Here is a 20,225-nt window from a genome sequence, read left to right on the forward strand (position 1 = left end):
TGCTTTGGAATGATTTGCAGGCTGCGACCAGAAGAACAAAACAGGGAGAGACACGATGGAAAGCTTGGAGCACATTAATGCCATCACGCTAGTGTTTGCGGCATTGTGCATATTTGCCATTGCCTATCGGGTGTATGGCATTTTTCTGGCAAACAAGGTGCTGAAACTGGACGCGGGCCGTATTACGCCAGCGGTTCGTTTTGCTGATGGTCACGACTACGTCAAAACCAACGAATTTGTTCTCTACGGCCATCATTTTGCCGCCATCGCGGCTGCTGGCCCGCTGGTTGGCCCTGTGCTCGCCGCGCAGTTTGGCTATCTGCCCGGCGCGCTGTGGATTCTGATTGGCTGCGTGCTTGGCGGCGCGGTGCACGATATGGTGGTGCTGTTCGCCTCTGTGCGGCACAAAGGCCAGAGCCTTTCGGCCATCGCCCAGCGCGAGGTCGGCCCCGTTACGGGTACCGTGGCGGGTATCGCCGTGCTGTGTATTCTTATTCTGACCCTGGCCGGTCTTTCGCTGGCCTGCATCAGCGCCATGCACAACGCGCCCTGGTCGCTGTTTATCGTGGTCATCACCATGCCTATCGCCATGCTCATGGGCCTGATCATGCGCTTCAAGCAGAACAGCGTTCTGCTTGCCAGCCTTGTGGGTCTGGTGCTGCTGGTTGTGGGTATTTTGAGCGGTCATGACCTCATGCAGAAGGATGTTCTGGGCTGGGCCTTCGACTGGGATCGCAACACCGTGGCTCTGGCCATTGCTGGCTACGGTTTCCTGGCTTCAGTGCTGCCCGTGTGGTTCCTGCTGGTGCCGCGCGACTATCTTTCCACCTATCTCAAGATCGGCACCATTCTTATGCTGGCCGTGGGCATCATCTTTGTGCAGCCCACCCTGCTCATGCCCACCGTTACCCCCTTTATTAACGGCGGTGGCCCCGTGATCGGCGGGCCTGCATTGCCCTTTATCTTCATCACCATCGCTTGCGGTGCCATGTCCGGCTTCCACGCCATCATCGGCACAGGCACAACGCCCAAAATGATCGGCAACGAGCGCGACATCCTCTTTGTGGGTTACGGCGCCATGCTGACCGAAGGTTTTGTTGCCATCATGGCCCTGATCGCCGCCTGCACCCTGATGCCCGGCGACTATTTTGCCATCAACTCCACCCCTGACAAGTTCAGCTCGCTGATCGCCGCGCACCCCGCGCTGAACACTGTTGACCTGGGCTTCTTTGAAGAAAAGATCGGCCTGAACCTGCATGCCCGCCCCGGCGGCGCAGTTTCCCTGGCCGTGGGCATGGCCCACATTTTCCACAAGATCCCCTACATGGATCACCTGATGGCCTACTGGTACAACTTTGCCGTCATGTTTGAAGCCGTCTTCATCCTGACCGCCATTGACGCCGGTACCCGCGTGGGCCGCTTCTTCCTGCAGGAAATGCTGGGCAAGGTGTACGCGCCCTTTGGCGACAAGAACTGGATGCCCGGCGTCTACATCACCAGCTTTATCTTCACGTCCATGTGGGGCTACCTGATGTACACCGGCAACATCAGCAACATCTGGCCCCTGTTCGGTCTGAGCAACCAGCTGCTTGCTGGCTGCGCCCTGATCGTGTGCACCTCCATGCTGCTGCGCATGAACCGTGGCAAGCTCAGCCTTGTGACGGCCATCCCCGGCATCTTCCTGACCGCCGTGACCTTCTGGGCTGGCTACTTGCAGGTCACCACGACCTACATCCCCGGCGGCAAGTATCTGCTTGCCTTCCTGGCCTGCCTGGTCATGGTGCTGATGGTCTTTGTGCTTGTGGGTACCATCCGCCGCTGGATCGCGCTCATGAACACCACTGGCACGGTTAACGACGCTTACGGCGAACCCGTGCGCGCCCTGGCCGAAGAATAACGGAAGAATAGCTGAAAGCCGCCGCTGGCGGCTGGCATAACAAAGCTCCCCCGGAATCTCGCGGTTCCGGGGGAGCTTTGTATTTATCAAGTGCAAGCTATGGCTTGCAGGCCGCGCGTAAGAAGAACGTTACTTCAGCTTGCCCTCAAGGGCCTCGGCAGCAATCTGACTGGCGGTTTTTTCGTAAACATCTTCGCCGTCAAAAAGTTCGCAGGGGGCTGTGTTGCCCGCTTCAGCCAGGCGGCGCAGGGCCGGGGCGTCCATGAGGTCGGGCGGCAGCTGGCTGAGCGCCCATGCGGCCATGCCCTGGCATACCGTGTCAACGTCTTCCAGCCCTTTCAGCAGCCAGGGGCGGGCGGTCAGGCACAATTGCGGGCGTGCCTGGGCTAGACGGCCGATGGCCCAGTAGCAGGAGCGGCGCAGGGTGTCGTTGTCGCAATAATTGTCGTCGCGGCCAAGATCAATGATGTAGCTGATAAGAATGCGGTGAAAATCCTTGGCCAGGGATTCGCTGGCAGCGAGGATTTCTGCAAAGGCCTCGGGGATGCCCCAGCCGATGTTGCCGGATTCTTCGTTGAGGTGCCACATGAGGCGACGGATGATATTCTTGGCCGATTCCGGCTGTTCCTGCATCAGGCGCGCCGTTACCTGCCCCAGCGCCACTGCGGCGCGGTGCATGGTCTGGGGGCCGAGCAGAAGAAAGGAAAAGAGCGGCCCTACGTTTTCGAGGCCGCCTTGGGCGATTTCGTCCAGGTGTTCGCGCCACTGCGGGCTGACGAGGCATTCTTTGAGCTTTTGTTTTGTAGATCGCATGCGGGCCATGAGCAGTTCCTCCACGGTCTGTTTTCAGGCTTGCGTTTATAGTGAGCGCTTTTGAGCGATCTGGCAAGGCAGGAATCTGGTAAGTTGTTTCGTCTTGCGGCGGGATTGTTGCCCTTCGGGCACGGAAGTTTTGCCATCCGGCGAAGTTTGGGACGCCTGCCCGGCGTGGGGGGCAATTGCCGTTGGCTTGCGAGGGGCCGCTTCAATCTGCGACCATAGATTGCCGTTGTTTCAGGTGACTTCTATTTACTTCGAAGTCGGGGCAAGTGAGGGGATTTAGCTGGATAGAGCGTATTTTTTGCCCTTTGGGCGCGGAAGTTTCGCCACCAGGCGAAGTTTGGGACGCCTGCCCGGCGCGGGGCTAAGGGGACCGGTTATGGGGCTGCGCCCCGCCATTCTGATGCCAAACCCCGCTCTGCGGTTTTTGGGCCGCTTTCGGCGGCGTTGCCGCCGAGCGGTAAGGCACGGCTATCAGTCGCTGACGGCGCGGCAAAGCCGCGACTTGCTCCTGATTTCCGGTCGTATTGGCCAAGCCAATACTCCGTATGGGGCTGCGCCCCCTCCTCGGCCCCCTATGCACTCCCCCCGGAGCACCCCCCTTGGGGTTTCAATTACCGTGGGATTGCGAGGGCACGCGTCTGGTGCTGCGGGAGCTTCCTTCTCTCGCTGCGCTCGCTCAGGTGATCTCCCTCTGCGACGCGTAAATGCCAGCGCCCGTTTTCGCTTTGGATGAGATTCCGCTTCAGCCAACAAGCACTGTCCGCATTACTTATTAAAAATTTTTGCGTCACGCTGGCCTTATCCACTACCAACCCCTCCTCTGCTTTCCTGTCTCTTTTGCCTTTAATTGCCTTTTCCCATTGCCCGTGATCAGAAGCAGGTCGTGGCGTCGCCTTCCTTATACTCGCCGGAGCGGAGCAGAGGCGATGGTTGGTGTTGGGCGAATTTGCAAAATACGCTTTTTGCGGGCTGAAAAGAAAGCGCCGGGATTTTGAGCGCAGCGTACTCATGTACGTGAGCATCAAAATCCCGGCGCTGACATATTCAGAGCGTAAAAGTCGGGTTTGCGTAAATCAGCCTGACAGGCTCAATGCCCTCCCGCATTGGGATGACTATTCTAAAGGGTACAAAAGAAAATCACCCAGAACGGCACGCTGAAATCAAGTATCATGGCATGCACGATGGAAACAAAAATCCAGTCCTTGCCGCAATACCGTGTAATAACAGGCAGCGTCGTATCCATGGTAGACGCCCCACCGCAACTGATGGGCATGAGTGGACCAAAATACTTCGCCAGCACGGGCGTGAGCAGCAACGTGATGAGTTCACGGGCAATATTGCTGATAAGCGCAATGGTGCCCAGCTCCGGCCCTTTGTATTGCGAAATGAAGATAGACGAGAGCGAATAATAGGCAAAGCCTGCGCCCACAGCCATGCATTCGCTCACGCTGTAGGCCAGAAACAGGCTCATGAGGGCCGTTCCCGCAAAGGTGCCCACAGTTGTTGCCAGCGGCAGCAGCAAGACGCGCGGGCGCAGGGTGCGCAAAATTTCGCCCAGCCTGCGATCCGAACCGATGGAAATGCCCACCAGCAGCATGAGCAGCCACAGGGCATAGACTGTGAAGTCGTGCTCCACCAGATAGGCGGGTATCAGCCCCACGCGGGCCAGCAACGCACCGGAACAAAAGAAAAAAAGGATGATAAGGCTACCCTTCATGGTTGGGTGCCTCGGCATCGGACGTTTTTTGTTGGGGAGAAATCCCTGTGGGAGTGGGCGTTTTGGTGAAGAATCGGCGGATCAGCGTCACGCAGGCAAAGGAACCCAAAATGCCCGCAACCGTGAGGGCCAGGGCTGCGCCGCCAAGCCGTGGCAGGGACTGCATGAGCAGTTCGTTGCTGCCCACGGAGATGCCCAGCGCAAAAAGCAGCAGCATAATGGCGGGTGTGACGCAGCGTGTCAGCGAGGTGATCCAGGGCTGGCCGCGCAGCAGAAAGCCAAGGGCCATGCCAAGAAAGGTGAGTCCAAGCGCGATAAACATGGAAAGAAAATCTCCTCTCGGTCGCCCATGAGCGACAATGAAGGGCAGGCCGTTGCGCGGGGCGACTCCCACGCGCCTGTTTGCGGCTTTACCGCAAAATGTGGCGCAGGGCTTCGCGCAGCAGGGCCAGCATGGATGCGTAACGTTGGTCAAACTGGAGCAGGTTGTCCACGTCCCAGAGAACCCATACCAGTTTGCCTCTGTGGCGTATCTGCTGCGGAGGTCGCAGCCCGCCGGGGAGCGCAACGGCATTGGCAGCCGCCGAACCCATGACCACCACGCCTCTGGCGCGGAGTTGGGCAGCACCAGACCAGAACACGTCCGCATTGGCCGCAAAGCCATTGTCCGACATGGGGGGCACGGCTGGCGGCAATGCCGCAGGATCAGGCGGCAGGCACGAGGGCCAGAAGGTATGCGTACCAGCGGGATGCCCCAGATCTTTCAGCAGGCGCTGTAAAAACTGGCGGCGTTCCAGACGCCCCGGAGTCTGCGGGTCGCAGAGGTCGGGGCCAAGATTCCAGTATGTCCACAATATGGGGCCGGGGCGGGTCTGTTCCAGTCGGGCCTGCCATGGGGCGGGCCACACGTGGGGAGGCAAGGGCAGCCACGCGGCGGCCTTGCCCTGCTCTGCAGAAGGAGCGGCTTCGGCTTGGGGGGCTGTTCTGTTGGCAGCCTGGGCAGTATCCTGTCCTTGAGGCATGCGGGACCGCCGTTGGGCTTGCGCTTCACGATTTGGCGCGGGGCTTGGCGGTCGCGGACTTTGCTGCTGACCACTTTGTTGCCATGACTGGCGTTCCCGTGCGGGCTGGCCCGCATGCGTCTGGACGTGGGCGTTGACGGATGCTGCGCGAGACGCCTCCTGTTGTGGGGCGGCAAAGGCATCGTAGCCTTCGGGCATGAGCAGAGTGGTAAGCCCCCGGCGCTGCCAGAGCGCGCTGACGGGGTTTACGAGCGCAAAAGCCATGAACACAGTTCCCAGGCCACATCAGCCTTGCTTTGGTTGGGCCAGATTTCTTCGTGTCCGGCAGCGTCCACAACCACCATGGAATTGGTGGCGGTGCCAAAGCCGCTGTCTGTGGCGTTGACGCGGTTGGCGGCCAGCACATCGGCCTTTTTGCCTTGCAGCTTGGTATGGGCCAGAGGCAGCAGGGCCTGCATGTCTGCGGCGGTTTCTGCGGCAAAGCCCAGCACCTTCTGGCCGGGCTTGCGGCCCTCGGAAAGGGTGCGCAGAATATCGGGGTTGGGCGTAAAGGCCACGGTGAGGCCGTCCGGAGCGTCCGCCTTTTTGAATTTGCGGGAGCCAAAGGGTTGGGGCGAAAAATCCGCCACAGCCGCAGTGAACATGCCCATGTCCACGCCGGGCCAGACATCGGCGGCGGCCTGAAACATGTCGCGTGCGCTCACAACATCGTGCCGGACGATTTCACGCGGCAAACGCGCGCGTACGCCGGGGCCGCAGACGGCAGTAACCTCTGCGCCGCGCAGCCATGCGGCTACAGCCAGCGCCGCGCCCATGAGGCCGCTGGAAGGATTTGACCAGAAGCGTACGCCGTCCCATGCCTCGCGGGTGGGGCCAAGCGTGACCATAACGCGCTTGCCCGCCATGTCTTGCGGTGAAAGTGCGCGCAGGGCAGCCAGAAAAATATCGTGCAGAGGGGCAAGACGGCCTTCGCCCTGTTCTCCGCAGGCCGTGCCGCCGCATGCAGGGAGTACAATGTGCGCCCCGCGTTGCCGCAAGATGTCAATGTTGGCCTGCGTGGCAGGGTTGGCCCACATGCGCGGGTTCATGGCCGGGGCGATCACCATTGGCCCGTCAAAGGCCAGTGCCTGCGCGGCAAGCATGTCGCCCGCCGCGCCGTGCGCCAGACGGAACAGGGCGTCGGCCGATGCCGGAGCCACCACCAGCGCCTGCGCATGTTGCCCCGGTTCAAGATGAGAAAAAACATCCTGACCCGGCGAAAACATGTCTTCGTACACCGGGGCAGCGCCCAGCGATTCAAAGAGCAGGGGAGCCACAAAGTGGCGCGCGCCCGGAGTGAGCGTGGCGGAAACATGCATGCCCATACCTGTCCATGCGCGCAGCAGATCAGCGGCCTTGTAGCAGGCCACAGAACCGCACACGCCAAGGTGCAGACGTTTGCGTTCGTATCGGGTGCTCTGGTCAAAGGGAGTTTTCAGGCCACTTTTGCTTTCGCTCATAGGTTTCGCTCCTGGAGGCCGCCCTTGTTGCCGCCCCAGCTTTCAGTAAAGCCAGGCTTGGGAGAGGAGTTCATTCCGCCGCCACCGCCAGAGCTTTCGCTGTAACCAGACGAGGAGCCGCTGCCGCTGTTGCCCCCGCCGTAGCCGCTGGTGCCTGTATTTTCCTGCATGGGCAGGGTTGCGCCATCGGGCATGCGGTCGGCAACCCAGATGGCAAGCACTGTGCCCATGGTTTCCCGTTCAATTGTCAGCGTAGCCACGGTTGAGCCTCGTTCGTACACGTATACGCTACGTATGCCCTTGCGTTGGGCCATGCGCAAATGCCAGCCCTGACCCTGCAAGCCAGTGAACATGATCTGGGCTACAAAGCCCATGTCGGCATCACCGCGAAATATTTCAAGCCCTTGCGCGCCTCCGGCCCCGGCGGTCTGGTAGCCATGGGTGGGAAAACGCTGCATTCCGGCAGGAGTGGGAACCCCCAAAAGTTGGCTTGTGCCAGTATCAACGCCGCCCGTAAGGGGGTCATTGCTAAAGGGATTGTTGATTTCCATTGTCGAGCAGCCCGCCATCAGAGCGGCAAGCAGGGTGACTGCAAGGATGACAAGCGGGCGTCGCATGGCTATAATCTCCTCCTTCCGGCGTGAAATGCTCCGGGAGCAACCCAAGTACACTAGCCCCTCAGCCGCATGCTGACAAGCCCACGGCGCGAGAGGTTCATTAACGAGGCCCACGTATCATGCCCACTGAGGAAGCGGATTTTTTTCTCGAAAGTTATAATTTTGCATTGCCTGAAGCGCAGATAGCCCAGTTCCCGCCCGAAGAGCGCGGGAACTCGCGTCTGCTGGTCATGCCGCGCCAGGGCGCGCTTGAGCTTGAGCACCACCAGTTCAGCAATCTGCCGGACTGCCTGCCCGAGGGGGCGTTGCTGGTCGCCAACAATTCCCGCGTACTGCAGGCGCGCCTGCTGGGAACACGCTCCACCGGCGGCAAGGTGGAGTTTCTGCTGCTCACGCCCCTGCCGCTGGTGCTTGAAAGGGCGCGGCCCGACAAGCTTGGCGGCACAAGCGCCGAGGTTGAGGGGCTCATACGCTCCGGCGGCAGTATTCGTGACGGTGAAAAACTTGAATTTGGCGCGGGCATCAGCGTGACCGTGCTGGAATCAGGCGAATTCGGGCATCGGCGTGTGCGCCTGGCCTGGGACGGCGACCTCTCCAAGGCCTTTGCCGCCACCGGGCACATTCCCCTGCCGCCCTACATCAAGCGGACAGATGCGGAAGAAGATCTGAGCCGCTACCAGACCATCTATTCCCGCGAGGATAAGACGGGTTCTGTGGCTGCGCCCACGGCGGGGCTGCATTTTACCCCCGAGATGCGAGAAACCCTGAAGGCCCGTGGCTTTCAGTGGGCGGACGTAACCCTGTATGTGGGTTACGGCACCTTCAGCCCTGTGCGCAGCGCCGACATTCGCGGCCACCGCATGCACAGGGAATATGTGGAAATGCCCGAGGCAACGGCGCTTGCCATTGCCGAGGCCAAGCGTGAAGGGCGGCCTGTGATTGCCGTTGGCACCACCAGCCTGCGCTCCATGGAGGGCGTGGCCGAATTGTGCGGCAGGGTGCAGCCCTTTACCGGTTGGACGGACATCTTTTTGTACCCCGGCAGGCCCTTCCGTGTGGTTGACGGCCTGCTGACAAACTTTCATCTGCCTGAGTCCTCCCTGATCATGCTGGTTTCTGCCCTGGCCGGGCGCGAGCGCGTGCTTGCCGCTTATGCCGAGGCTGTGAGCAGGGGGTATCGGTTCTTCTCATATGGCGATGCCATGCTTATTCGCTGATTGTTTCAAGAAGCGAGTGTGGAATCCCAAGGAGCTGAAATGTCAAGAGTTGTATTCATGGAAGAGCGCTGCAAGGGCTGCCGCCTGTGTGTGGAAGTCTGCCCGGTGCACATCCTCAGGCCTTCGGGCCGTTTTAACCGCCACGGTTACGAAGTGATGGAAATGGAAGGCCAATGCACGGGCTGTGCCTCGTGCGCGGTCATGTGCCCCGATGTGGCCATACGCGTGTTCAAAAGCGCGAAAACCAAGGGGGGCAAGGCATGAGCGCTGCAACCGAACGTGTGCTCATCAAGGGCAACGAGGCCGTGGCCTTTGGCGCTATAGATGCGGGCTGCCGCTGCTATTTCGGCTACCCCATCACTCCGCAGAATGAAGTGCCGGAATCCCTCTCCAGCCTTTTGCCCGAAGTCGGCGGCCAGTTTGTGCAGGCCGAAAGTGAAGTCGGCGCCATCAACATGGTGCTGGGTGCGGCTGCCAGCGGTATTCCTGCGCTGACGTCATCCTCCAGCTGCGGTATTTCGCTCATGCAGGAAGGTATTTCCTACATGGCGGGCAGCCAGATCCCCGGCGTGATCGTCAACATGCAGCGTGGCGGCCCCGGCCTTGGGGATATCGGCCCCTCGCAGGGCGATTATTTTCAGGCCGTCAAGGGCGGCGGGCACGGCGATCACCGTAATCTGGTGCTGGCCCCCTCCACCGCTCAGGAATGCTATGACTTCATGTTCAGGGCCTTTGCCCTGGCATTCAAATACGCCAACCCGGTCATGGTGCTGGGCGACGCCATCGTGGGCCAGATCAAGGAACCCGTGCGCCGTGTGCCGCCCAAGGACGCCGTGCCCGCCGAGGAGCTTGCCGCCCTTGCAGCGCCCTGGCGCATGGAGGGTTATGGTCGCCGTGGCCCCGGCGCGCAGCCGCGCCTGCTCAAGTCGGTCTATCTGGCCGAAGGGGCGCTGGCCGAGCGCAACCGTATGCTCATGCGCAAATACGAATCCATGAAGGCCGACTGCGCCTTTGAATGCGTTGATACTGACGATGCGGAACTGGTCGTGGTGGCCTTTGGCTCCATTGCCCGCATTGCCCGCAGCGCCATCCGTCAGTTGCGCGCTCAGGGGCATAAAATCGGCCTGTTCCGGCCCATTACGCTGTTCCCCTTCCCGGATGAAGCCCTGCGCGCTCTTGCGCCTGGTCGGCGTTTTCTGGTTATGGAGCAGAACACGGGGCAGATGGTGGAAGATGTCCGCCTGGCCCTCTTTGGCCAGCCGGGCGTTGCGCCCGCATCCGTACTGTGGCACGGCGTCATGCCGGGGCTGTTCATCGGCGCCGATGCCCTGCGCGAACCCATGCTTCAGGCCCTCAAGGAGAACTAATCATGCAAGCTCAGGAACTGGACGCATTGCGTCCCGCCGAGGGCGAAAGCCTGGTTTTTGATACCAATCCCGTGCTCAACGAGCGCCCCACCCACTATTGCCCCGGCTGCCATCACGGCATTGCCCACAGGCTGGTGAGCGAGGTGTTGCACGAACTGGGCGTGGCCGAACGCACCATTCTGGTGGCTTCGGTAGGCTGCGCCACCTTTACTTATGATTACTTTAACGTGGATGGCCTCGAAGCCCCGCATGGCCGCGCCTGCGCCGTGGCCACCGGCGTGCGCCGCGCCCGCCCGGATTCTGTGGTCTTCACCTATCAGGGCGATGGCGACATGGCCGCCATCGGCATGGCCGAATCCATGCACGCCGCCAACCGTGGCGAAAAGATCACCGGCATCTTCATCAACAATACGGTGTACGGCATGACCGGCGGGCAGATGGCCCCCACCACCCTGGTGGGACAAAAGACCACCACATCGCGGCAGGGACGCTCCATCAGCAACGAGGGCGGCCCCATCCGTATGGCCGAAATCATGGCCCAGCTGGACGGCGTGGCCTATTCCGCCCGCTGCTCGCTGGATTCGGTCAAAAATGTACGCGCCTCCAAAAAGGCCATGCGCAAAGCCTTTGAAGTGCAGTTGCAGGGCCTTGGCTTTGGCTTCATCGAACTGCTTTCCGGCTGCCCCACCAACTGGCATCTGGATCCCATTGCCGCCAACAAGCGGATTGCCGAGGCCATGATGCCCGTGTTCCCCCTTGGGGTGTACAAGGACGTGACGGCCAGCGTGGAGGCGGATCATGCCTAATGCATATCAGGATGTGATTATTGCCGGTTTTGGCGGTCAGGGCGTCATGCTCATTGGCAACCTGCTGGCGCAGGCCGGCATGGAGCACGGGCTTGAAGTGAGTTTTATCCCCGTTTACGGGGCTGAAATGCGCGGCGGCACGGCCAACTGCACGGTGGTGCTTGACGAGCATCCCATCGGTTCGCCCCTGGTGCGCGAGCCCATGTCCACCATCATTCTCAACGAGCCTTCGCTTTCCAAGTTCCAGCCCCGGCTGAGCGTGGACGGCGTGCAGATCGTCAATGCCTCGCTGGTGGCGGAGAATCTGCTCGATACAGCGAAGCGCACGGTCTATATTCCCGTGAACGACATGGCCCACGAACTGGGCAATGTAAAGATGGCCAACATGGTGGCTTTGGGTGCATGGCTCAAGGCTACAGGCGCGCTGCCCCTCAATGTGGTGCAGGAAGCGTTGAACCGCGTGGTCAGCGCCCACTATGCCAAACTGATCTCCGCCAACGCCAAGGCGCTGGAGCAGGGTTACAACTTCGCATAGCATGCGGCCCGCGTGCGGGACGCGTTTGCAGAATAAAAAAACATCCGGCAGGGGATTCCCTGCCGGATATTTGATTTTCAGGGCACGTGCAAGCCGCAGAGCTTACGCGCCCGCCAGGCCGTTGCCGATCATGGTTTCGGGCCGCACGATGCTGTCAAACTGTTCCTCCGTTACGCTTCCCAGCGCCAGCGCGGCCTGCCGGAGCGTGAGCCCTTCCGCCGAGGCCTTTTCCGCAATTTTTGCCGCCTGCTGGTAGCCGATGACGGGTGAAAGTGCCGTGACCAGCATCAGGGAATTATTGACGAACGAATCTATTTTTGCCCTGTTGAGAGTGGTGCCTTCAACGGAATGCTCCCGGAACTTGCGGCAACCATCGCCCAGAATATTTATGGATTGCAGCACGTTTTTGATGGCTACAGGGCGCATGACATTGAGTTCAAAATTGCCTTGGCTGCCCGCTAGGGCCACGGCGCTGTCGTTGCCCATGACCTGAATGGCGATCATGATCAGGGATTCACACTGAGTGGGGTTGATCTTGCCGGGCATGATGGACGAGCCGGGTTCGTTTTCCGGCAGTTGCAGTTCGCCCAGGCCGCAGCGGGGGCCAGCCGCCAGCCAGCGCATGTCGTTGGCTATTTTGACAAGGGCCACGGCGAGGCCGCGCAGGGTGGCACTGAAGCGCACTATGGCATCCTGCGAGGCAAGAGCCATGAACTTGTTGGGCGCGGTGACAAAGGGCTTACCCGTGATGCTCGCCAGTTCTTCTGCCACAGCCATGCTGAAGCCCTTTGGCGCGTTCAGCCCGGTGCCCACGGCGGTGCCGCCCAGAGCCAGTGGGTAGAGGCCCACGCGGGCGGTCTGGATGTCCGCAATACATGCCCGCAGCTGGGCGGCATAGCCAGACCATTCCTGCCCCACGCTGAGGGGTACGGCATCCTGCAAGTGGGTGCGGCCAATCTTGACCACATCCATCCACTGCACTGCCTTGCATTCCACGGCTTCGGCCAGGGCTTCCACCTCCGGCAGCAGGCGCGCATCGCAGCTCTGCACGGCGGCCAGATGCATGGCTGTAGGAAAGGCATCATTGGACGACTGGCTCATGTTCACGTCATCATTGGGGCCAACGGGTTTTTGACTTCCCATGACGCCGCCAAGCAACTGGATGGCGCGGTTGGACAGCACCTCGTTCACATTCATGTTGGTCTGGGTGCCAGAGCCAGTCTGCCACACATAGAGGGGGAAATGTTCGTCCAGCAGGCCGTCCATGCCTTCCTGCGCAGCGCGGTCAATGGCCTGTGCCTTCCAGCCGGGCAGCCGCCCCATGCGGGCGTTGACCTGTGCGCTGGCCTTTTTGATCAGGCAGAGGGCGCGGCAGATTTCCAGCGGCATTTTGTCGTCGCCAATGGAAAAATGTTCGAGCGAGCGCTGCGTCTGCGCACCCCAGTAACGGCTGGCAGGCACCATGACCTGCCCCATGCTGTCAAACTCTTCGCGTTCTCCAGCGGCATCTATGCCCACAGGAAGATCAAGAACAGACGGTTCATTTTGTGCTGTACTGTCCACGGGGCGCTCCTCCCTGCACGAACAACGGCCCCCGGCCCACTCCTTGCGGAGCGGCTGACCGGGGGCCGTTCTGTGCCGTTATACGGTGCTGTGCTAGAAGCCCTTGGCCCCCATGAGGCAGGCGAGGTCGCACACGCGGTTGGAATAGCCCCATTCGTTGTCGTACCAGGCCACAATCTTGACCAGGCGGCCTTCCTGCACGGTGGTATAGGGGGCTTCAAGAATGGAAGAATGCGGGTCGCCCTTGAAGTCCATGGAAACCAGGGGCTTTTCGTTGTAAGCCAGAATGCCCTTGAGGTAGGTTTCCGATGCTTCCTTGAGTTCGCCGAGCAGGCTTTCGGTATCCGTGGATTTTTCCAGAATGCCCGAAAAGTCCACAACGGAAACCGTGGGCGTGGGAACACGTAGCGAATAGCCCGTGAACTTGCCCTTGAGTTCGGGAATGACCTTGGCCACGGCCTGAGCCGCGCCGGTGGAGGTGGGGATGATGTTGCAGGCGGCAGCGCGGGCGCGACGCGGGTCCTTGTGGGCCATGTCGAGAATGCGCTGGTCGTTGGTGTAGGCATGGATGGTGGTCATATTGCCCATCTGGATGCCGAATTTGCGTTGCAACACAAGAGCCACCGGAGCGAGGCAGTTGGTGGTGCACGAGGCATTGGACACAACGTGGTGCTTGGCCGGGTCGTACTGCTCGTGGTTCACGCCCATGACGATGGTGATGTCTTCGTCCTTGGCCGGGGCGGTGATGATGACCTTTTTGGCGCCGTTTTCAATGTGCACGGCCGCCTGTGTGGCAGAGCGGAAAATGCCCGTGCTTTCCACCACGATGTCAACATCATGCGCGCCCCAGGTAAGCTGCTTGGGATCGCGTTCTGCAAAGCAGTGGATGTTCCAGTCGCCTACTGTGGCGTCCTGCCCGTTGACCTTGGCGTCAAGGTTGGCACGACCATAGACGGAATCGTATTCCAGCAGATGGAAATTGGATTCCGCGTCAAACAGGTCGTTGATGGCAACTACTTCCACTTGGTCGCGGTAGCTTTGGTGCAGGGCGCGGAAAACCTGCCGCCCAATACGACCAAAGCCGTTGATGCCTACTTTGATTCTGCTCATATGCAAGTTCCTCATAGCGTTGAGGGAAAATCGTTATCGTGCGCTGCCGCCGGAATGAAACGGCTCAAATTTGCAAAAGTGCATGCACTGCGTCCGGTTGTTTCCCGAAAGGGAGCCCCGCCATCTTCTGGCGGTACCTTCGCTGCACGAGCAGTCGAAAGTCTGCCTTGCAGCCGGGACTAAATCGTCTGTGCGCGGCCTAGTCCTCGTAGAGAGAGTAAGCGTGTTTTGCCATCAGCTCGTAATTGTTGCGCAGGGCCTCGTGCAGACGGGAGTTTTCAATGGCCAGCGCCGAAATGGCAGCCACGGCTTCCATGAAGGTTTCTTCGTCGGCGCTGAATTCGCGCTCCACATCGGAATACACGCGGATGAGACCAATGGCTTTGCCATCAGCCATAAGGGGAGAGGACAGCACGGAAACAAGGCCTTCGGCCTTGGCCGATTCCGGGTACTGGAAGCGTCCGTCGGCGGTGGCGTCCTTGAGGTGGATGGTCTTGCCGGAAAGCACTTCGCCGTCAAGGCCGCTCCGTTTCACTTCCACCGGGCCTTTACGCATGTAGGTGGAAGAAAGGCCGTGGGCGGCGCTGGGCAGCAAAAAGCGTCCGGTGCTGTCCAGCAGACGGATGGTGCTTGCTTTGCAGCCCATGGTAACGGCGGTTTGCTCGGTGATTTTGTGCAGAACTTCGCGGGGCTCAAGGCTGGAGTTGATAACCAGCGCCACATCCCTGAGCGCACGGAAATAATCGTGTGCCATAGGTGCCTCCTGAGGAAAGCGGTTCGACAGGCAGTAAAGCCTGCCGCGCATGAATTGTTGATCTGGTTTGTAACACGTTTTCCAGTTCCAACTATGCGCTATTTTTCTGCATCAGGCAAATGCGGTCAGACATGGCCCGGCGAATGCGTCGCAAACAGGCAAGAGAGCACCAATGTAAAGCGATTTCAGCGGGCTGCTGGCCCGAGTCATTGCATTGGCAGGAGTTATGCTGCATGCGCGGAATCCGGCACCGCAACAGAACCGCTGCAGAGTTTTAAGGATCAATCTGCACAGGAGCGCCAAACATTCTGAAAACGCGTCTGTGCGCACTCTCAGGTGTTCTTGTTTTGCCCCCCCTATGCCTTTGGCTTGACCGGGGCCTTCATGCTGATCTGACCTTCAATGATGCCGCCTTCTTCTGTAAGCAGATTGGGCGTGACAACCTGGCCTTCAAGCACCCCGGAGCTGTAAACCACGATGCGCCGTTTGGCCGTCACATCGCCGGTGAAGTGGCCGGAAAGCAGCAGTTCGCCCACATCAAGGGTGCCCTGAACCTGAGCATCCTTGCCCACGTTGAGCGTACCGTCACTGACAATTTCGCCAGTATAGCGGCCTTCAATGCGCACAGTGCCCTTGAAGTTGAGCTTGCCTTCATAAACGGTATCGGAGCCGAGGTACGCTATTTCGTCCTTTGCCACGTGTATCCCCTTTGGCTTTACAGTTAGCTTTTAAACATGAAACGTCGCATGGACACGTTGAGCACAATGCCAAGCAGGGTGAAGTTGACCACTGTGGCGCTGCCGCCGTAGCTGATGAAGGGCAAGGGAATGCCCACCACCGGCATGAGGCCTATGACCATGCCCATGTTGATAAAAATCTGCCAGAAAAAGTAAAAAAACACCCCAACCACGAGGGTACTGCCAAAGCGATCCTTGGCCTGAACTGCGGTTGAGAAGATGGAAAGCAAAAACAGGCAGAACAGCGTGACCAGCGCCACGCAGCCTACAAAGCCCCATTCCTCGCCAAAAACAGCCACGGCAAAGTCGGAGTGGCGTTCGGGCAAAAAGCGCAACTGGCTCTGCGTACCTTCGCGAAAGCCCTTGCCCCACAATTCGCCTGAGCCAATGGCAATGCGCGACTGGATGATGTGATACCCGGTGCCGCGCGGGTCGTTGCCGGGGTCCAGAAACGTCAGGATGCGCTGGCGCTGGTAATCGTGCATGCCCACAAACCACATAAAGGCCACAGCGGCTGGCGCCACCAGCAGGCATGTTTTGAGCACGTAGCCCTTAAGCCCGTGGAACAGGATCATGCCGCCCATGATCAGCAATATCAACAGGGTAGTGCCCAGATCGGGCTGAACGATGATAAGCCCGCAAGGCACAAGCCCCACGCAAAGCACGCTGCAAAAATTTTTCCAGCCCAGGGGGCGGCTGTCGCGCGCCAGCAGGCGCGCCACCAGAACCAGCACGGAGAGCTTGGCCATTTCTGAAGGCTGCAAACTCATGAAACCCAGCGAAATCCAGCGCTTGGCACCGTAGACTGTCTTGCCCGCAATGGGCACCAGCAGCAGAAGAAAGACGGTTATGAGAAAGAAAGGCCAGGCAAGGTTGCGCAACTGGCGGTAGTCAAAAACCATTGCCAGCAGCATGCATACCACGCCGCACAGGCCCCAGATCAGCTGGCGCTGATAAAAGGAATTGAATGCCAGGCCAGATTCCACGCGCGTACCGCTGGCGGAATACAGGTTGCCCACGCCCACAAGATAGAGCAGCAGCATACAGGCCAGAAGGCCCCAGTTGATATAGCTGAAAAGGCGATTATCCATGCCGCTTGTCCGCTCTTGTCAGGAATGCGTGGTTGCAGGGTGGTGTGAAAAGGCTTGCCCATGTGCCACCGCTCCGCAACGCAACACTCCTTGCCCGTGGCGGGCCTCGCAACGATTGTTGGCTGTAGTGCTGCCACCGGGGCAAACGTTGTTTGCGCCTGTGCGCGGTGCTGGCTCTTTGCGCATGTTGCCTAGTCCGTGGGCTCTACGGCTGCGGTTGGGGCGGGCAACGCGATCATGGGCGCGTTGGGGTCAGGCCCGAAAAGATAGTCGTAAACCTTGCGGGCCACAGGGCCAGCCACACTTGAACCGCCGCCGCCGTGTTCCACCATGACAATAACCACATAGGTTTTGCCGTCTTTAATACCCCAGGTGGCAATCCAGGCGTGGTCGCGCTGGGCGTATTCCATTTCTGACATTTTCAGGCGGCGGTCGCCTGCGGCCATCTTGAGCTTGACCACCTGCGCTGTACCTGTTTTGCCGCCCATGTCGGCATCCTTGCGGCCCACAACCTTGGCTGTGCCGCCGTTGGCAGTGCGGCGCATGGCCTCCACCACAAACTTGAGCGTCTCTGGCTTGGCGGGTACACGGCCACGCACTTCGCGTGTGGCGTCATCCACAAGCTGGGGCTTGAGCAGATCGCCGCCGTTGAGCAGAGCCGAAACAAATACTGCCACCTGCACCGGCGTCACCAGGGTGTAGCCCTGGCCGATGGACACGTTGTAGGTTTCACCGCGTGTCCACGGACGACCAAAACGCCGCCGTTTCCAGTCGCGCGAAGGGACAAGGCCCGATTTTTCATGTGGTAGGTCAATGCCTGTAGGCCGCCCGAATCCACAAGCCTTGGCGAATTCTTCCAACTTGTCAATGCCCAGGCGGTCGCCCATGAGGTAGAAATAGACGTCGCAGGAGTCTATGAGCGCGTGCACGAGGTCTTCGGAGCCGTGCCCGCCGCGCTTCCAGCAGCGGAAAATCTGGTTGCCCAGTTTGACCTGTCCGGGGCAGAATACGCTTTCACGCGGGTTGACGCCCTTTTCAAGCAACATGGTGGCCATAACCAGCTTCCATACGGAACCTGGGGGGTACACGCTCTGGATAACGCGGTTCTGCAAGGGAAAGCGGTTGTTGGTGCGCAGGGCGTCCCAGTCGCGTTGCGAAATGCCCGCAGCAAAAAGATTGTTGTCGTAGGCCGGGGATGTCACAAGCGCGCGCAGCTTGCCGCTGTCCGGTTCCATGACCACGATGCAGCCAGCCTCGCCGCCGAGGGCGTCCCAGGCAGCCTTTTGCAAACCCGCATCGAGTGAAAGATGTATTTCGTGCCCGCCGCGCGGTTCATCGCGCAGAGTTTTGCCAAGCACTCGGGCGTGGGCGTCAACCTCCACATCGTACAAGCCCTTGCGGCCCCGCAACTGCTTTTCCAGCTCCAGTTCCAGCCCCTGCTTGCCCACCAGGTCGCCCATGGCAAGGGCGCTGTCTGCGGTCATTTCCTGCTCGTTGGCTTCCGCCACGTAACCAAGAATATGGGCGAAAAGTTCTTTCTCGGGGTAGCTGCGCTTGGTGCGCACCACAATTTCAAGCCCCGGCCATTCGTGAATCTCGGATTCAATGCGGGCCACAAGGTCAAAGTCGATATCGGTGATGAGCAGCAGGGGCTCAAAGGGTTTAACCTTGAATCGGTCCTGACGGAACTTGTCCCAGACCTGCTGGAGGGGGATGCCCGACCATTCGCTTATCTGGGCCAGGGTGGCGGGGATGTCGTGGCAGTCTTCGCGCACGATGGAAAGACCGTAGGCGGTGCGGTTATCGGCCAGCACCTTGCCCTTGTCGTCCATGATGCGCCCGCGCGGGGCAAAGATGCGCTCGATACGCAGGCGGTTGTCCTGAGCCTGACGTGCAAATTCTTCGCCTCTGTGCACTTGCAGATACCAGAAGCGCACCACAAGCACAAAAAACATCAGACCCACCAGAACCTGAAGCAGGATTGCGCCAGCGCGCGGCGGCTGATAGCCCTCGCTCTCGACCTGAATCTTGAGCCAGGAGCGAATGCCCTTATGCTGCGCCTTGTCGTTGTGCGCCAGCAGCGAGGTATTGTCAGTTTTCCTGATCATTGGGGTTCCAGTGGCGGGTGGCCACCAACAGCCGCCAGGCGAAGGGCACAAAGATGGCCTGAATCAGGCTTGTGTCCAGGGTTCCCTGCACATCGAAAGGCAGGTTCTGCAAAGGGGCCATGAGCCACGCAATGGCGTAGTATGCGGCGCCCAGGCAGGCTGACAGCAAAAAGACAAAAATGAAATTTTCCACTTCAAACAGCCAGCGGCCCATCTTGAACAGCAAAATGACTGCGGCATACCAGACAATGACGGCCCCGAAGGGGCGCGTGCCCATGCCTTCCTGCAACAGGATGAACACGGGCAGCAGCCAGAGCATATTTTTATAATCCCGTTCCTGCAACAGGATGATCAGGCCCACCGTGAGCACATCAAGCCCCGGCACCGCCGCCTGCAAAACAATGGCGCAGGCCATGAAAAAGGCCCACCATGCAATGCTGCGGAGCGTTCTCATGGCGTGGCGCTTTTGGGCGCGGGCGGGCCCACAAATTCTTTGGGAGCTTCGCTGGGTTCCAGCGGGCGGGGCGCGCCGGTGGATTCGAGCAGCAGCACTTCTTCAAGATGTTGCAGGTCAACCAGCGGTTCTGCCTTGATGGCCATGAACTGGGTGTAATCCGAAGGAGCCACGCGCAGTACGCGCGCCACAGGTATGCCCTTGGGGTACTTGCCGTCCAGGCCGGAGGTGATGATTATTTCGCCTGGCTTGACCTTGGCATCGCGCTGCACAAAGTTGACTTCAAGCTTCTGGCCCGTGCCCATGCCCATGAGGATGCCGGGAGCGCGGCTTTCTTGCGAAAAAACGGCTATGCGGCTGCTGGGATCAGTAAGCAGCAACACAATGGAACTGTGGGCGCTGGCCTTGAGAACGCGGCCAACCAGCCCAAGGTGGGTAACCAGCGGCGTGCCCGGACGTCCCCCCGTGCTGTACCCCCGGCTGATGGTGATGCTGTCAAGGACGGCGTTGGGACCCATGCGGCCGGAAAGAACGCGGGCCCCAAGGGGACGCCATGTCTGGTCTACCGGCAGTTGCACCAGCGCGCGCAGGCGCTTGAGCTCGGCCAGGTCTTCACCATTGGCAAGCAGGCGTGCTTCAAGCTCGTCCACCTTTTGCTTGAGGGCTTCATTTTCTTCACGCACGCCCACAAGGTCAAAATAGCGGTCCCACATGTTTTCCGCAGCGTCCTGCGCGGAACGAACGGGCGTGAGCACCGCGCCGGTGATTTCAAGCCCCAGTTTCGCGGCCAGGTCGTCCAGAACGCGCGTGCGCTGATTCCAGGAGTACATGCCCAGAAACAGGATGAGCAAAATGCCCGCGAGGAGGAGAAGACGCCGCAGTGTCACAGGCGGAAGCTCCTGAAAGCCG

At 60.0% G+C, this 20,225-nt stretch carries 21 protein-coding genes; 6 read left to right on the forward strand and 15 right to left on the reverse strand.

Features of this window, described 5'->3' with window-relative positions; translation table 11 throughout:
- Window positions 1-55 precede the first annotated feature (55 nt).
- Entirely contained in the window at window positions 56-1,897 is a 1,842-nt protein-coding gene (locus JMF94_RS01710) for a carbon starvation protein A (protein ID WP_240823482.1), read from the forward strand.
- A 129-nt stretch (window positions 1,898-2,026) separates the two neighbouring features.
- On the opposite strand, the gene JMF94_RS01715 is transcribed toward JMF94_RS01710, so the two are convergent.
- The 7 genes from JMF94_RS01715 to JMF94_RS01745 all read right to left on the reverse strand — a co-directional run bounded on the left by JMF94_RS01715 (window position 2,027) and on the right by JMF94_RS01745 (window position 7,574).
- The gene (locus JMF94_RS01715; protein ID WP_240823483.1) at window positions 2,027-2,719 is read right to left on the reverse strand and encodes a DVU0298 family protein; all 693 of its coding nucleotides are present in this window, start codon (window positions 2,717-2,719) and stop codon (window positions 2,027-2,029) included.
- A 611-nt stretch (window positions 2,720-3,330) separates the two neighbouring features.
- Window positions 3,331-3,729, reverse strand: a complete 399-nt coding sequence (locus tag JMF94_RS01720) for a hypothetical protein (protein WP_240823484.1) — start codon at window positions 3,727-3,729, stop codon at window positions 3,331-3,333.
- Window positions 3,730-3,836: 107 nt separating this feature from the next.
- Window positions 3,837-4,436, reverse strand: a complete 600-nt coding sequence (locus tag JMF94_RS01725) for a lysine exporter LysO family protein (protein ID WP_240823485.1) — start codon at window positions 4,434-4,436, stop codon at window positions 3,837-3,839.
- Window positions 4,426-4,758: a LysO family transporter gene (locus JMF94_RS01730; RefSeq protein WP_240823486.1), complete on the reverse strand. Its 333-nt coding sequence runs from the start codon at window positions 4,756-4,758 to the stop codon at window positions 4,426-4,428. The genes JMF94_RS01725 and JMF94_RS01730 overlap by 11 nt, the downstream gene beginning before the upstream one ends.
- Window positions 4,759-4,846: 88 nt before the next feature.
- Window positions 4,847-5,722 (reverse strand): hypothetical protein, encoded by an 876-nt coding sequence (locus JMF94_RS01735; RefSeq protein ID WP_240823487.1) that lies wholly within the window; start codon window positions 5,720-5,722, stop codon window positions 4,847-4,849.
- Window positions 5,704-6,957, reverse strand: a complete 1,254-nt coding sequence (gene coaBC / locus JMF94_RS01740; protein ID WP_240823488.1) for a bifunctional phosphopantothenoylcysteine decarboxylase/phosphopantothenate--cysteine ligase CoaBC — start codon at window positions 6,955-6,957, stop codon at window positions 5,704-5,706. Before coaBC ends, JMF94_RS01735 begins: the two co-directional genes overlap by 19 nt.
- The gene (locus JMF94_RS01745; protein ID WP_240823489.1) at window positions 6,954-7,574 is read right to left on the reverse strand and encodes a hypothetical protein; all 621 of its coding nucleotides are present in this window, start codon (window positions 7,572-7,574) and stop codon (window positions 6,954-6,956) included. The genes coaBC and JMF94_RS01745 overlap by 4 nt, the downstream gene beginning before the upstream one ends.
- Before the next feature lie 119 nt (window positions 7,575-7,693).
- Between JMF94_RS01745 and queA the strand changes: the two genes are divergently transcribed.
- Genes queA through JMF94_RS01770 form a run of 5 tightly spaced genes read left to right on the forward strand, consistent with a single transcriptional unit; the run spans window position 7,694 to window position 11,499 of the window.
- Window positions 7,694-8,791, forward strand: a complete 1,098-nt coding sequence (queA, locus tag JMF94_RS01750; protein WP_240823490.1) for a tRNA preQ1(34) S-adenosylmethionine ribosyltransferase-isomerase QueA — start codon at window positions 7,694-7,696, stop codon at window positions 8,789-8,791.
- A 39-nt stretch (window positions 8,792-8,830) separates the two neighbouring features.
- Window positions 8,831-9,055, forward strand: coding sequence for a ferredoxin family protein (locus JMF94_RS01755; RefSeq protein ID WP_192113534.1), 225 nt, complete (start codon window positions 8,831-8,833; stop codon window positions 9,053-9,055).
- Window positions 9,052-10,158 (forward strand): 3-methyl-2-oxobutanoate dehydrogenase subunit VorB, encoded by a 1,107-nt coding sequence (gene vorB, locus JMF94_RS01760; RefSeq protein WP_240823491.1) that lies wholly within the window; start codon window positions 9,052-9,054, stop codon window positions 10,156-10,158. The genes JMF94_RS01755 and vorB overlap by 4 nt, the downstream gene beginning before the upstream one ends.
- A 2-nt stretch (window positions 10,159-10,160) precedes the next feature.
- On the forward strand, window positions 10,161-10,964 hold the full coding sequence (locus JMF94_RS01765) for a thiamine pyrophosphate-dependent enzyme (protein WP_240823492.1): 804 nt from the start codon (window positions 10,161-10,163) through the stop codon (window positions 10,962-10,964).
- Window positions 10,957-11,499, forward strand: coding sequence for a 2-oxoacid:acceptor oxidoreductase family protein (locus tag JMF94_RS01770; RefSeq protein WP_240823493.1), 543 nt, complete (start codon window positions 10,957-10,959; stop codon window positions 11,497-11,499). The genes JMF94_RS01765 and JMF94_RS01770 overlap by 8 nt, the downstream gene beginning before the upstream one ends.
- Before the next feature lie 102 nt (window positions 11,500-11,601).
- Here JMF94_RS01770 and fumC read toward each other — a convergent pair whose 3' ends face one another.
- The 8 genes from fumC to mreC form a co-directional block, all read right to left on the reverse strand.
- Window positions 11,602-13,017, reverse strand: a complete 1,416-nt coding sequence (gene fumC / locus JMF94_RS01775; RefSeq protein WP_346770002.1) for a class II fumarate hydratase — start codon at window positions 13,015-13,017, stop codon at window positions 11,602-11,604.
- A 138-nt stretch (window positions 13,018-13,155) separates the two neighbouring features.
- Window positions 13,156-14,172 (reverse strand): type I glyceraldehyde-3-phosphate dehydrogenase, encoded by a 1,017-nt coding sequence (gene gap / locus JMF94_RS01780; RefSeq protein ID WP_240823494.1) that lies wholly within the window; start codon window positions 14,170-14,172, stop codon window positions 13,156-13,158.
- A 199-nt stretch (window positions 14,173-14,371) separates the two neighbouring features.
- Window positions 14,372-14,926: a GAF domain-containing protein gene (locus tag JMF94_RS01785; RefSeq protein WP_022659885.1), complete on the reverse strand. Its 555-nt coding sequence runs from the start codon at window positions 14,924-14,926 to the stop codon at window positions 14,372-14,374.
- A 356-nt stretch (window positions 14,927-15,282) separates the two neighbouring features.
- A complete protein-coding gene (locus tag JMF94_RS01790; protein ID WP_192113538.1) occupies window positions 15,283-15,624 on the reverse strand; it encodes a polymer-forming cytoskeletal protein in 342 nt (113 codons plus the stop codon).
- A gap of 23 nt (window positions 15,625-15,647) precedes the next feature.
- Window positions 15,648-16,754 (reverse strand): rod shape-determining protein RodA, encoded by a 1,107-nt coding sequence (gene rodA / locus JMF94_RS01795; RefSeq protein ID WP_240823495.1) that lies wholly within the window; start codon window positions 16,752-16,754, stop codon window positions 15,648-15,650.
- A gap of 191 nt (window positions 16,755-16,945) precedes the next feature.
- Window positions 16,946-18,862, reverse strand: coding sequence for a penicillin-binding protein 2 (mrdA, locus tag JMF94_RS01800; RefSeq protein ID WP_240823496.1), 1,917 nt, complete (start codon window positions 18,860-18,862; stop codon window positions 16,946-16,948).
- Complete coding sequence (locus tag JMF94_RS01805) at window positions 18,846-19,316, reverse strand: hypothetical protein (protein ID WP_022659880.1); 471 nt, start codon at window positions 19,314-19,316, stop codon at window positions 18,846-18,848. The genes mrdA and JMF94_RS01805 overlap by 17 nt, the downstream gene beginning before the upstream one ends.
- On the reverse strand, window positions 19,313-20,203 hold the full coding sequence (gene mreC, locus JMF94_RS01810; protein ID WP_192113541.1) for a rod shape-determining protein MreC: 891 nt from the start codon (window positions 20,201-20,203) through the stop codon (window positions 19,313-19,315). The genes JMF94_RS01805 and mreC overlap by 4 nt, the downstream gene beginning before the upstream one ends.
- Window positions 20,204-20,225: the final 22 nt, after the last annotated feature.

Source organism: Desulfovibrio sp. UIB00 (assembly GCF_022508225.1).
Classification (GTDB): domain Bacteria; phylum Desulfobacterota; class Desulfovibrionia; order Desulfovibrionales; family Desulfovibrionaceae; genus Desulfovibrio.

Bases quoted from the DNA above. Each gene is read 5' to 3' on its own strand.
- JMF94_RS01710 (WP_240823482.1), top strand. From the start codon at position 56: ATGGAAAGCTTGGAGCACATTAATGCCATCACGCTAGTGTTTGCGGCA.
- JMF94_RS01715 (WP_240823483.1), bottom strand. From the start codon at position 2,719: ATGGCCCGCATGCGATCTACAAAACAAAAGCTCAAAGAATGCCTCGTC.
- JMF94_RS01720 (WP_240823484.1), bottom strand. From the start codon at position 3,729: ATGAGTACGCTGCGCTCAAAATCCCGGCGCTTTCTTTTCAGCCCGCAA.
- JMF94_RS01725 (WP_240823485.1), bottom strand. From the start codon at position 4,436: ATGAAGGGTAGCCTTATCATCCTTTTTTTCTTTTGTTCCGGTGCGTTG.
- JMF94_RS01730 (WP_240823486.1), bottom strand. From the start codon at position 4,758: ATGTTTATCGCGCTTGGACTCACCTTTCTTGGCATGGCCCTTGGCTTT.
- JMF94_RS01735 (WP_240823487.1), bottom strand. From the start codon at position 5,722: ATGGCTTTTGCGCTCGTAAACCCCGTCAGCGCGCTCTGGCAGCGCCGG.
- coaBC (WP_240823488.1), bottom strand. From the start codon at position 6,957: ATGAGCGAAAGCAAAAGTGGCCTGAAAACTCCCTTTGACCAGAGCACC.
- JMF94_RS01745 (WP_240823489.1), bottom strand. From the start codon at position 7,574: ATGCGACGCCCGCTTGTCATCCTTGCAGTCACCCTGCTTGCCGCTCTG.
- queA (WP_240823490.1), top strand. From the start codon at position 7,694: ATGCCCACTGAGGAAGCGGATTTTTTTCTCGAAAGTTATAATTTTGCA.
- JMF94_RS01755 (WP_192113534.1), top strand. From the start codon at position 8,831: ATGTCAAGAGTTGTATTCATGGAAGAGCGCTGCAAGGGCTGCCGCCTG.
- vorB (WP_240823491.1), top strand. From the start codon at position 9,052: ATGAGCGCTGCAACCGAACGTGTGCTCATCAAGGGCAACGAGGCCGTG.
- JMF94_RS01765 (WP_240823492.1), top strand. From the start codon at position 10,161: ATGCAAGCTCAGGAACTGGACGCATTGCGTCCCGCCGAGGGCGAAAGC.
- JMF94_RS01770 (WP_240823493.1), top strand. From the start codon at position 10,957: ATGCCTAATGCATATCAGGATGTGATTATTGCCGGTTTTGGCGGTCAG.
- gap (WP_240823494.1), bottom strand. From the start codon at position 14,172: ATGAGCAGAATCAAAGTAGGCATCAACGGCTTTGGTCGTATTGGGCGG.
- JMF94_RS01785 (WP_022659885.1), bottom strand. From the start codon at position 14,926: ATGGCACACGATTATTTCCGTGCGCTCAGGGATGTGGCGCTGGTTATC.
- rodA (WP_240823495.1), bottom strand. From the start codon at position 16,754: ATGGATAATCGCCTTTTCAGCTATATCAACTGGGGCCTTCTGGCCTGT.
- mrdA (WP_240823496.1), bottom strand. From the start codon at position 18,862: ATGATCAGGAAAACTGACAATACCTCGCTGCTGGCGCACAACGACAAG.
- JMF94_RS01805 (WP_022659880.1), bottom strand. From the start codon at position 19,316: ATGAGAACGCTCCGCAGCATTGCATGGTGGGCCTTTTTCATGGCCTGC.